Below are 11,595 nucleotides of genomic sequence, written 5' to 3' on the forward strand. Positions count from 1 at the left end.
TTATAAACTCTAAGGCTCTCTTTAGCGCCCCTAGGGAGTTTATCTTTTTTCTGTTTTTTATTATAGCACACAATGTTTAAAATACCTTTTCACCTTCGAAGATGGTTTCTTTCACGTTCAGGTCTTTGTCTAAAATGACAAGATTTGCATAGTAGCCAACTTCAATCCTTCCCTTATCGTAAATATGTAGGTCTTGAAGTGCGTTGTATGAGGATACCTTTGCAAGTTCTTGTAGTGTACAATTGGTAAATCTTTTAAAATTTTTGACACCTTCGTTGAAAAGTAGGGTACTCCCAGCGATCGTTCCATCACTAAGTTTTGCGTGATTGTTTTTTACTGTAACTGTTAAACCACCCAATTCATATTCACCGTCTTGTAAACCCGCAGCAGCCATAGAGTCGGTTATCAATATAATTTTGTCTGCTCCTTTTATTTTATATACCAACATTACAAACTCAGGAGAGAGATGAATTCCATCACATATCATTTCTATATTAAAATCAAAATAAAAGCCAGAACCTGTTCCTCCTATGTTTCGATGATGTAGTGGTGTTAATGCGTTTGAAAAATGGGTGATTCTGGTAACTCCTGATTCGAAAGCTTTTTTGAAGATATCAAAATTAGCTGAAGTGTGGCCTAATGAGATTACTATATTCTTTTCTTTAAGATAATTTGATGCCTCAATAAAACCGTTAACCTCTGGTGCCATGGTTATTAATCTCACTTTATCGTTAATTATCTCTTTTAATTCCTCCAAAGAAGGATCTCTTATATAATGAGGGTTCTGAGCTCCTTTTTTTTCTTTGTTTATATAAGGACCTTCCAAATGAACTCCTTCAATTGAAGAACCTACATCTTCTGTATTATTCAAAACTTTTAAGATCTGTTCTTTAGAGGCTGAAACCGTTGTTGGCAAAAAAGTAGTTACACCATATGAAAAATTATTTTTTGCCCAACTTTTGAACTCTTCCTTTGTTGCATGCATCGTATCTATACCCTTTTGTGCATGGGTGTGGGGGTCTACAAAGCCTGGCATAACTATGGTATTAAAATCTCTATAACCATAATCTTTTTTTATTACTTCAGAAATCTTTTTGCCTTTTATTTCGATATCTCCGGTATATTCTCCGTTTATAGGATCCACAATTAAAACTTTTTCTAATTTCATCTTAATTTTACCTCCTACAATTTGACAGATTTCGAAAGATTCTTGGGTGAATCTGGATTGTATCCCATTTGTATCGCCTTTTTGTAACCTAAATACTGTATGGGAATGAGCCTTAAGGGAGCTTCAAAACCCTTCATATCTGGGATTTTTATATGTCCATCGGTAGAAATCACTAAGGCTTTTGCTCCCAACCCTTCTATATCATCGATCAATTCTTTCTCTTCTTTCATGCCCTTTGAGTTTAAGATAACTAACGTTTTATTTGTGAGCCTAGATATAGGACCGTGCCTGTACTCTAACGGCTCATGGTATTCAACGTACTGTAAAGCCATCTCTTGGAGCTTTAAAGCGCCTTCTTTTGAAATACCATAATTTTCATCGTACCCAAGAAAAACAAAATGTTCGTACTTTTCTAAAGCTAAATGATCAATAATCTTTTCTGAATCTTCTAAGATTTTTTCACTGAAATTATAGTAATCATTTTTTTCTATTCCGTTTAATAACATTGCCAGTATAAAAACAAAAGATCCGGTCATAACAACACTTTTTTCTGCAGTGAAATCTAAGGTTATATTCTCTTCACATTGTTGAGTAATTGAAGAATTCTTTGACGACGTTATACCTATGGTTTTCATGCCTTTTTGACTTAATTTTTTTGCGGCTAAAACAGTTTCAGTTGATTCACCGGTTCTGGTTATTAAAATTGCAACATCACTGTCTGGAATATTATCAAAAAGCATAACATGTCCCCCGGTGAGCACTTTTGCTTTATAGCCATTTTTGTTCAATATTTCTTTCATTATAAATCCAATGTTATATGAAGAACCACATCCAACCAAAAGATACTTTTTCTCCTTTGAAAAAGAAAAATCAAACTCATTTAACTTATTTAAGAGATTGGGAATTCTTCTTATTTCATCCAACGTATAGTGCACTTTTATACTGCCTCCTCACAATTATTTTTATGAACTTTCACGCCTTTCTTACTATCTTGAATTTGTACTTATCCCCTCTGTAAACTGACTTAACATATTCAATACACTTTTTATCTTCTATATAGGTATATCTTGTTCTCAAAGCTGCAATAGATCCTTCGCTTTGAGACAAATATTTAGCTTGTTCTTTATTTAAAGTTGTTACCTCGAGAGTTTCAACAGCATGTGTGAATTTTATCCCATATTCGTTAGTTAATATTCTATATAACGATTCTTTTGACATATCCTTTTCTATTATGTTCAATACCCTTATATCTGCATTGGGATTCAAGTATGCTGTTTCGATTGCATACGGCTCTTCATCTAAAAATCGAATTCTTTTTAATAGTACTACCCTCCCATCTTTTGGAACTTTAAACTCTTCAACTAACTCGACAGGAATTTCTATTAATCTGTTTTCTAAAACAACGGATTTAGTTGAATGGCCTTGTTTAACCGCCTCATCGGTAAAACCTGTAAGCCTAGTTAATTCTTCTTCTTGCTTTTGTCCTGTATAAAATGTACCTTGTCCTCTTTTTCTTGTTATTAAACCTTCTTTTGAGAGCTCTTCCAAGGCTCTTCTTACGGTCAAACGCGAAACACCAAATTTATCGCATATCTCGTTCTCTGTTAACAACTTATCTCCTTTTTTATAATCTTCCTCTAATTCTCTTTTTAAGTCCAGATAAAGTTTATAATAGAGCGGAATAGGGGCTTCTTCCATTTTAATCTCACTCCCTTCTTATTGGTATATTCCAATTATATAGTAGTTATAACAATAAGTCAAATTGAAGATTGATTTTTCTAAATTATATGTGCTAAAATAGTTGGGGTGGGCTGCGGGGCGAAGGGGCGCTAAATTAGTTTGTTGAAGGAGGCTAAAAAATGCCATATTTAAAGGTAACCACAAACAAAAAGATAGATAACAAAGAAGAGTTGACACGTATTCTTTCAAGGGAAGTTGCTAACGCCCTTGGTAAACCAGAAATTTATTTTATGGTTAGTTTAGAAGATACTGCCCATATCCACTTTCAAGGAAGCTCAGATTTGGCGGCTTTTGTGGAATTAAGAAGCATAGGTTTGCCTGAATCACAAACAAAAGACCTCTCTAAGGTGCTCTGCCAATTACTGGAGCAACAATTGAATATACCAAAAGATCGAGTGTATATAAACTTCTTAGATATTAGAAATACTATGTGGGGTTGGAAAGGGGATACATTTTAGTTTTAAGGAAAAACATTCAACGACTATGTAATAGATCAATCAATGATTTAAAAAATTAGATAGTAGGGAGCCACCCGCGATGTACAAAGACGAATTAGAAATGCTTGTAAAATTTTTAGGAGAAGACCTATTAAAAGAAGAGAATCAAAAAAAACTTCAAGAACTTGTCTTTATCAAAATTAAAAGAAAAGAAGATTTTCAGTCAACGAACGAATTACTCAAAACAATTGAAAGTTATGATTTAAGAGACTTTTTATATTCAAAACTTTTAGAAAGTTATTTTTCTATCTTTAATATTATTTATGAAAAAGGGATTCTAAAATACGGAGACGAAAGTTACAAAGTTACCATAGATAACGAAACTTTCGACTCTCTTGTAGAACTACTTGATGAATCAGAAATAAATGGAGAAATTATATTTTACCTTCTCTCTGATGATTTAAAAAAGAGGGTAGAGATTATACAACAATTAATAAGCGGAAGATCAAGAAAAGAGTGGAGCGAAGAAGAATTAAAAAGCTTTGTGAAAAACTTAAAACCACTAACTACAAGTTTTCTTAAATTATTAATCGAAAAAGGAAAGATGAAGTCTGAGGAAATCATGGCAACCTTAGAATTGAAGAACAAAAAATCAGTTTCCGCCCTGGTCAGCGCTATAATCAGAAATGCCCCGAACGATAAAGAAAAATTAATTTTTAAAGACAATGATTATATATGTATTAATGAAAAGTACAGAAACAAAGCTTTTGAAATTATGAATAAATCAAAAAAATAAAAGCAGGATGAACTTTATCCTGCTTTTACTTGTAACATATATGAGAAAAGCCAAAAAGTTGAATAAGAATGAATGGTGGTGGGTGCGGTAGGGATTGAACCTACGGCCTCTTCCGCGTCAAGGAAGCGCTCTCCCACTGAGCTACGCACCCTTTTTGATCGTATAAAGTATAACATATTTTTTTAACTATGTCAATAAAACGCGGGCTCCTTGTCAAATATGGTTGATAGAATAGTCAAAAGAGATAATGAAAAAGGTAATACAGCCCAATATCTTATTTGAATGACAATTAATTATCGTCAAGCACGTAAGTATCTAATTTTTCTACCTTCACTTTTGAAAGAGAACCCCCCGAGTTCTCTTAAAAATTATGGCTAATTAAACTTTTATACAACCAATTAGCTCGTATAATATGTATGCTATAATTATACCTTGTAGGCGTGTAATTATCAACGTTTTTTGATTCAAATTCGTTTTGCGTTTAAAGCCAGTTTTCACCTTTTCCTTGAACCTCTTTCGGTGTATTCTTTTACCTGGAGAGGGTTCACGCTGTGTTCCATAAAAGCATTAAATCACAATTGAAAAAATGATTTTATCTAGGTTCGACTTTCACACTTCTTCAGTAAAAGGTTTGGGATTAAACGTTTCTTCTGGTGCAATTCTTAAAAATAGGATAATTACAATAATTGATACTATACATGCAACCAGTGTAATTTGATATCCCTTCATCAAATCTAAAAGAATACCATATATCTGCATACCAACAGGGATAGCTCCTCGAGCAACCAACTCCACAACCGTAAAAACACGAGATCTTACGTTAGTTGGTGTCATTTTTTGCATGTTGGTATCAATAGGTATATTTATAAAAGCATTGCTCACACCTATTACCATAAGATTTATGTACAAAATTATTAAGAAGGTCCAAGATGCACCTCCGAATGTGGCAACGATATTAGGAAAAAATAAACCTGAAATGATGAAAAACATGATAGCCTCTACTATAAAACCAAATGTGATCGATTTTTTCGAATTATTCTTCGAAAAAATAGTACCGATTAAAATACTACCAATTAGTATCCCCACGGTAAAAGAAGATTGGGTGATTCCATACTGTTCGCTTGTAAATCCAATTTCTTGCCTTAATACATAAGGAAGCACAATCGTAAGAATCGGTGCCATTATAAAATTGACAACCATTACAAACAAAAGCAATTCTTTCAAACCTTTTCTTCCTTTTATGAAAATTAATCCCTCTTTGATGTCTGAAAACATAGATTTAAAGGATATTTTTTGTTTACGTTCATAATGAGGATGGTAAGTAATAAACATTTCGCTTATAGCAGATATAATGAAAGAAATTCCATTTATAAGAAACACAACTTTTATTCCGCCAAATCCATATATGATTCCTCCAAGGATTGGTCCTATAATATTAGAAAAACTAGTTATTGAAGAGTTTACCGAATTAGCTCTGGTGAGAAAATTAATAGGGACCAAGTCCGGAAGCATCGCATTTGTTGAGCCGCCAAAAAAACTGTCTAATATAGAAATAAATACTTGGGCAGTGAAGATAAAGGCAATGGTCATCCAACCTTGATAGGCTGAATATGCCATAAAAAGTATAATTACACCTCGTATATAATCCAAATTCACCATAATTTTCTTTCGATTTCTTCGATCTCCCAAAACCCCTGCTATCGGCGAAAAAAGTAAGCCTGGAAGCATGCTTAAAAGAGAAAATGTACCCATAAGGGTTCCAGAGCCTGTAAGATCAAGAATATAAAGCGGTAAAACAATCATTTGTATGCCAGTTCCTATTAAAGATACAAGTCTACCTGCGGAATATAGCAAAAAATTTCTTTTTTGCTCATTTGTCATTAGAATTTCCCCCTGTTTTAGTCTTGTTATAGTGTTTTTATGAACTTTAAAACTTTATTTTAGCGCCCCTTTGCCCCGCTCCCCACCCCACAGTTAGCCCACAGCACATTTGGGATTTCCAGGGGCAAGGTAGTAAAATAATTATATATTCTTAAAAGAGGTGATTTTTGTGAAGTCTTACCCCTCAGAGTTAAAAGCTAACGTTGTTAAAGAGCATGTCGAAAAAGGTGTTTCTTGTTCTCAACTTAGTAAAACTTTCAACATCCCTACCAGAAATATCTATAAGTGGGTTAAAAAGTTTAGAGATTCTGGTGAGAATTATTCTTGCTTTTTCAATGGCCCTTTTAATAAAAATTCCATCGTTTCTCGTGGTTCTAAGGTTCCTCCTGTGGTTTACGAGAATTCCGGTGTCGATTTGGATGAGATTTCTCGACTTTGTATGGAATACCCCGATCTCGCTCAGACTCTTCAAGCTTTGAAAAATTTGGTGATCGAAAAGGATATTGAGATCAGAGTTCTTAGAGAACAAGTTGAGTTTGTAAAAAAAAACTTGAATCAGAGAAAATGATGGAAAATAGACATGTTGATTTTAAATCTACCCCCATTTTGGATATTCAATATGTCAATAGGTTACATCGAGAGTACGGCGTTTCTCTTTCTTATCTTTTTGAAGAGTTTAACGTAAATTCTAGCTCTTATTATTACAAAACGAGGCTCTTCTTGGAGACCAGTTCTTTGTCAAAAAAAAAGCATTCTAATTCCAAAACTCGAGGTTTTTGCTATACTGTGAATGGCAATAAGGTTCCTGATGAATTTGTAATTGCTGAACTAATAAAAATTAAGGAACATCTCAATATGTATGTCTCAAAGCATTATTTGAAAACTCTTGGTTCTACTAAACTGTGTGCGTATTTTAGGAAAAACTTTGGTATAATTATCAATCATAAAAAGATGAGACGTTTGAAACACGAAATCGGTTTGGTTGGAAAATATACAAACCATTCACCACATCCAAGAAGAGGTCCTCAAAAACATGTTGCAACTGCTCCTAACCAATTTTGGGAAATGGATATCAAATACTTTAAAACTAAAGATGGTTATGTACAGGTGTTCAGCATAATTGATACTTTTGATAGACAAATTGTTGGTTCTTACATCGGTCCATCATGTAAATCAAAGGATATAGTTAAAACTATCTTTGAAGCTCTTAGGTACAGAGGAATATCAGGAAAAAACTTGATTATTAGATCAGATAACGGTACTCAATTCACTTCTTTGTTAACAGAAAATTTTATGAGAAATGTTGGTATAATTCATGAGTTTGGATATCCACATAATCCAGATTGTCAAGCCTTTATCGAATCTTTTCATTCAAGTGTCCAAAGAGAGTTTGTGCCTTTGAATACCTTTACTAATATTAGTGATTTCACTATGAAATACAAAGTGTATTTGGACTTTTATCTTAATATTAGACCTCATGGCTCTTTGAACTACTTGACACCAAATGAGTTCCATGTTTTATACAAAAAAAATAAAATAGAAATTAAGGAAATCAAAGAAAAACTTATCATTTTTGAGTAAAATCGAGTTATGCCTCTCTAATTTCTGATATTCGGGGCTCCGCCCGCGCCCATCTAAGGAAGAGTGAGTAGGATTTCCCACTGTTTTCGCCATATAAGGAAGGGAAGATCCGCACGTACCCGCCCATAAGGAAATAATTATTATAATTTTAACATATATTTTCGGATATTTCAAACTCGATTAAGCTCCTTAACAAATATAGTTGATGGAATAGGCCTTTCAACTCTTCTTTTTTGTCTGATTTTAATATCGCTATCGTTGTCACCATCTTAAACCCTCTAAATGAGTGTTCATCTATCCCTAACCTTATATCTTCCATATCTTGAAATTTCGTCCAATCTACTTTTACTTCAATCCAATCTAATAAATTACTCACAGTTCTCACACTTACACCATGTTCTTTCGCAGTTTCTGATATGCTCATCTTACGCAAACTTTTTACAAGGTTTTCTGTCTCTGCTCTTGTTATTCTTTGCCATCTATAACTTATCTTTTCATTTCTGAAGCTTTTCCCTGTTTTTTTACACATGTATCTTTGTGGTCTGTGTATCAGATATATTCTTTGTGTTCCAACTTTGCCAGCCTTGATAATCCTTTCTTTTGCTTTACCATTAAGTACTATATATTCTCGCTTGTCTTTACATCCTTTACATTTATACGGGCATTCTGGTATCTCTACCTTTTTCGAATATTCCACTTCAAAGTAAATTTCTCCATCTTTTCTCAAATCTTTTCTCTCTTTTAACTTAAAACCTTTGTCAATACCCAGTATTTGTGCTATAATTTTGGTTGTTCATGATATCACTCCTCTCTCTTTTTATTTTTTGTTTTTTTGTTCTATGAGGAGTGATATCTTTTTTTTACCCCTTTTGTCAAGTACCTCATCAACCATTTTTATTATACATCAGGTGAAGTGTCAATAGGATTGTTCCTATTATTCAAAAAACCATCCGGGAAATTCAAGCTTTTGCTTTGAAAGAACCCTAAAGGCTTCAGACCAGTTCCTGATCATCGCATATAGAAAGCTTAAAGCATGATTACTGCTAACATCATCATTTTCGCTGAGAGAGGATGATAAGGTTTTTATGATCGTTTCAAGTTCCTGAACGGTTGAGTTTCTTTGTAATGCAGGTTCCATAATTTGAACTAAATGATTAAACTTACTTAATAAAAAAGGTGCACGTCTGTTTAATTCGAATAATAAGCTTTTATTATTTTCTTCCAACCTTTCATAAGTCCATGGACGACTAAAGGCTTCCAGCTTATTTACGTCTATGGTTTCAATAGGCATCATTCTTGAGTGAAAAAATAAATCCACCCATTGAACAGGCAAAATGGAAGACTTAATTTTTTGAGGCGGCTCTCCGATCCACAGCAAATAGCTTGACCATAGTGGGACAACATAGATATTTTCATTCGTTACAGAACGTATTCTTTTGAGCATTGTCGCTAACACAGATGGAATTGACGGTAAAGGGATTCCAGCTGCTAGGAATGATCCGGTTAAGTCCATACAATGGAAGACTACTCTCCCTTTTTCTTTTCTTAATGAAAGGAAAATTTTGATCCACTCAGTATCATAGGCATCATCAACATAACCTTTTTCATCATATACGTCAATCAAAATTGTATCAAATTTAGTGTTTAGTTTTTTGACTCCGTCTCTAAAATCGCAATAATGTACTTTATAATCATTAAAAAGAGAATGTAATTCCTTCAATGACTCATCTATTTCTATACCAATCCCCTTAGTGGTTATTCCCCATTTATGGAGTAATTGCGCGAAGGTACCAGCTCCATATCCTAGGGCAAGAACATCACTGTTATTTATTGATGCAGCAGACCAAGCCAGGTAATCCCAATATTTATACGATAAATCACTTTTTACTATGACAGAATGAATCAATGGAGTAGGTTCTCCTGTCTTCGGATTGCAAATTACTACTGCATCATTAATCATTTTCCATGTATTTAAAGACATTACCAGTCGCCTCCGATAATATAATTTTTGGATTTACTTCATCACATACCCATACCCGGCTTTGATTCATGAAATTGGGTATTTCCATGATCTCTGGGAATGAGTGGGTAAACAAATGATGTCTGTACCATAATCTCCATTTTGAGGGATCTTTGATTAGAATTTGCCGAAAGAAACTCATTAAGGATGACGCTGAAATAAAAATATCATTTGGCATAATTGGTAAAGAAATTAAAAGTTCGTTTTCAGTTGGTGCAATGGCTCCTATAATCGGCGTTTCCAATTTATGTAGCAAACGGAAAAAGCCACTTCTCAGATTGATGGTCGAACTGATAAACGGTAAGTGGAGAGGGGTTTTATCGTTGCCAGACCCAGTCATTCCATCTAAAAAAAGAACGACAATGCCACCTTTTTTTAGATGGCGTGCAATACGTAATCCGGTTGACTGATTTTCAGCTATGACCATTTGTATATTTAATTCATCGTACACTTTTAGCCATTTTTTCAATTGCTGCTCACTGTTATATGATTCTTGATCGACGACGAGTAAAACCAGATTGTCGGGTCTTACTTTAACTACTGATTCAAGAATAGTTTTGAAAGCATAACGATAAACACCATAATGTATAAAAACTAGAGCTAGACCCTGATTTGCGTATATTTGTTGAATTTTTTCTAAGCCTAATCCGCTGATTTTTTTAAAACCCTGATAAAAGTCCGGATTTTCCCGGTATTCTTCAGAATTTTCTATATAATCGCAATAATTTTTCCAAACTTCATAAGGGTCATATAGGCCTAAATATTTTAATTCCTTGATGATGTTAGAAAAGGCCATAAAATAATCTAAATTTAATCTATTTTCAACTTTATCCATTTTTTCTGCCTCCTTCTTTTAGCTTGTTCTTTGTGTAAAAATGATTCAAAAGTGATATTAAGATTTCGAGAGGAAGATCATAATCTCCCTTCAAGATATTTCCGCCTCCTGTGCCTTCGACCAAGTCAGCCCCGATCACTGGGGCAGATCCTTCAAAGATCTTTTGAATGATTAATATTAATTCATTTTTAGTGAATCCACCGGGAACCCCGAAATCGACAAAGGGAAATAAAAGCGGATCCAAACTGTCCAAATCAATGGATATATAATTTGCACAATCCTCATACTCCTTTTGCCATTTTTCAATCAGATGAATAGAAAATGACGCCTTAGGAATTTTTATGACCTTTGGATGATCCACTATCTGTTTTTCAGTCCGATATCCCCTGCTTCCCAATTGGATAATTGCTCGTATGAAAGGCGGTTCAGAAAGATGTAAGAATACATTTCCATGGTCTAACTTATGGGTTGTTCCATATAGATCGTTATGAGCATCAATCACCCATATAACGATTGGTTTATTTAAAGCCTTCAATGCTACTGCAACATCGTAAGTATAGGAATGGTCACCTCCTACACATAAAAAAGGTAAAGAATTTTTTATACAGAATTTTACAATCTGCTGAATTGATTCTCTCTCTGAAGAAGGATCGTTGATAACGTTTCCGATATCTAGTAATTTTCCGCACTCGATTTGACGGTCGGAATCAATATGAAAAAAGTTGATTGGAATAGGAACAGGATATTGGTTCTCATATTCCAGCTTATATGAAGCTTGTCTTAAAATATTTGGGAATTTGTCTACGGTTGAGATCGGTGAACGACTGCCATTCTTAAATGGTACACCAAATATGACCATATCAGGATTTTGACCAGTGAATACATAATTAAAAAAAGGTTTCTCTTCAACTGTCGGCAATTCAAGCCAATCTGCTCCGTCTGGTAAGTATTCCACTTTATAGTAGGAGTCATGATCAAAATCGTGTAAGTATAAGAATTCATTTTCCTTTTTTACGATACTGTATTGCCTTATTTCCATAATATTCCTCCTTGTGTAAATAAATACTGTCTTTAGAAACTCTAAAACACGTATTGTAACTAACTTTTAATACCTTCAATATTGTACTTTTACCTCCT

The 11,595-nt window shown here is 33.9% G+C and carries 11 protein-coding genes, 1 tRNA gene and 1 pseudogene; 4 read left to right on the forward strand and 9 right to left on the reverse strand.

Annotation, left to right across the window (positions count from 1 at the left end):
- Positions 1-76: 76 nt before the first annotated feature.
- From nagA to ACW9JY_RS08000, 3 genes are read right to left on the reverse strand one after another with little or no spacing between them, the layout of a single operon-like run.
- Entirely contained in the window at positions 77-1,168 is a 1,092-nt protein-coding gene (gene nagA, locus ACW9JY_RS07990) for an N-acetylglucosamine-6-phosphate deacetylase (RefSeq protein WP_457283961.1), read from the reverse strand.
- A gap of 14 nt (positions 1,169-1,182) precedes the next feature.
- A complete protein-coding gene (locus ACW9JY_RS07995) occupies positions 1,183-2,103 on the reverse strand; it encodes an SIS domain-containing protein (RefSeq protein WP_457283962.1) in 921 nt (306 codons plus the stop codon).
- 37 nt (positions 2,104-2,140) lie between these two features.
- Positions 2,141-2,866: a GntR family transcriptional regulator gene (locus tag ACW9JY_RS08000; protein ID WP_457283963.1), complete on the reverse strand. Its 726-nt coding sequence runs from the start codon at positions 2,864-2,866 to the stop codon at positions 2,141-2,143.
- Between the two features lie 161 nt (positions 2,867-3,027).
- On the opposite strand from ACW9JY_RS08000, the gene ACW9JY_RS08005 reads away from it, so the two are divergent.
- The gene (locus tag ACW9JY_RS08005; RefSeq protein WP_457283964.1) at positions 3,028-3,366 is read left to right on the forward strand and encodes a phenylpyruvate tautomerase MIF-related protein; all 339 of its coding nucleotides are present in this window, start codon (positions 3,028-3,030) and stop codon (positions 3,364-3,366) included.
- A 79-nt stretch (positions 3,367-3,445) separates the two neighbouring features.
- Positions 3,446-4,141 carry a hypothetical protein gene (locus ACW9JY_RS08010; protein ID WP_457283965.1) on the forward strand — a complete coding sequence of 232 codons (696 nt, stop codon included), beginning with the start codon at positions 3,446-3,448 and terminating at the stop codon, positions 4,139-4,141.
- A 76-nt stretch (positions 4,142-4,217) separates the two neighbouring features.
- Here the strand turns inward: ACW9JY_RS08010 and ACW9JY_RS08015 are convergent.
- Positions 4,218-4,292: transfer RNA gene (locus ACW9JY_RS08015), tRNA-Val, on the reverse strand.
- A gap of 458 nt (positions 4,293-4,750) precedes the next feature.
- A complete protein-coding gene (locus ACW9JY_RS08020; protein WP_103077154.1) occupies positions 4,751-6,022 on the reverse strand; it encodes an MFS transporter in 1,272 nt (423 codons plus the stop codon).
- Between the two features lie 169 nt (positions 6,023-6,191).
- Between ACW9JY_RS08020 and ACW9JY_RS08025 the strand changes: the two genes are divergently transcribed.
- Together ACW9JY_RS08025 and ACW9JY_RS08030 are read left to right on the forward strand one after the other, a co-directional pair.
- Positions 6,192-6,590, forward strand: a complete 399-nt coding sequence (locus ACW9JY_RS08025) for a transposase (protein WP_457283966.1) — start codon at positions 6,192-6,194, stop codon at positions 6,588-6,590.
- Positions 6,587-7,603, forward strand: coding sequence for an IS3 family transposase (locus ACW9JY_RS08030; protein ID WP_457283967.1), 1,017 nt, complete (start codon positions 6,587-6,589; stop codon positions 7,601-7,603). Before ACW9JY_RS08025 ends, ACW9JY_RS08030 begins: the two co-directional genes overlap by 4 nt.
- Positions 7,604-7,802: 199 nt before the next feature.
- On the opposite strand, the pseudogene ACW9JY_RS08035 reads toward ACW9JY_RS08030, so the two are convergent.
- The 4 genes and pseudogenes from ACW9JY_RS08035 to ACW9JY_RS08050 all read right to left on the reverse strand — a co-directional run.
- Positions 7,803-8,387, reverse strand: a pseudogene (locus tag ACW9JY_RS08035) (ISL3 family transposase); the annotation flags it as partial.
- 150 nt (positions 8,388-8,537) lie between these two features.
- On the reverse strand, positions 8,538-9,509 hold the full coding sequence (locus ACW9JY_RS08040; protein ID WP_146026586.1) for a polyamine aminopropyltransferase: 972 nt from the start codon (positions 9,507-9,509) through the stop codon (positions 8,538-8,540).
- Between the two features lie 46 nt (positions 9,510-9,555).
- Positions 9,556-10,458, reverse strand: coding sequence for a hypothetical protein (locus ACW9JY_RS08045; protein WP_103077158.1), 903 nt, complete (start codon positions 10,456-10,458; stop codon positions 9,556-9,558).
- Positions 10,451-11,497, reverse strand: a complete 1,047-nt coding sequence (locus ACW9JY_RS08050; protein ID WP_103077159.1) for an arginase family protein — start codon at positions 11,495-11,497, stop codon at positions 10,451-10,453. Before ACW9JY_RS08050 ends, ACW9JY_RS08045 begins: the two co-directional genes overlap by 8 nt.
- Positions 11,498-11,595: the final 98 nt, after the last annotated feature.

Source organism: Petrotoga sp. DB-2, assembly GCF_054051725.1.

Bases quoted from the DNA above. Each gene is read 5' to 3' on its own strand.
- nagA (WP_457283961.1), bottom strand. From the start codon at position 1,168: ATGAAATTAGAAAAAGTTTTAATTGTGGATCCTATAAACGGAGAATAT.
- ACW9JY_RS08000 (WP_457283963.1), bottom strand. From the start codon at position 2,866: ATGGAAGAAGCCCCTATTCCGCTCTATTATAAACTTTATCTGGACTTA.
- ACW9JY_RS08005 (WP_457283964.1), top strand. From the start codon at position 3,028: ATGCCATATTTAAAGGTAACCACAAACAAAAAGATAGATAACAAAGAA.
- ACW9JY_RS08010 (WP_457283965.1), top strand. From the start codon at position 3,446: ATGTACAAAGACGAATTAGAAATGCTTGTAAAATTTTTAGGAGAAGAC.
- ACW9JY_RS08020 (WP_103077154.1), bottom strand. From the start codon at position 6,022: ATGACAAATGAGCAAAAAAGAAATTTTTTGCTATATTCCGCAGGTAGA.
- ACW9JY_RS08030 (WP_457283967.1), top strand. From the start codon at position 6,587: ATGATGGAAAATAGACATGTTGATTTTAAATCTACCCCCATTTTGGAT.
- ACW9JY_RS08045 (WP_103077158.1), bottom strand. From the start codon at position 10,458: ATGGATAAAGTTGAAAATAGATTAAATTTAGATTATTTTATGGCCTTT.
- ACW9JY_RS08050 (WP_103077159.1), bottom strand. From the start codon at position 11,497: ATGGAAATAAGGCAATACAGTATCGTAAAAAAGGAAAATGAATTCTTA.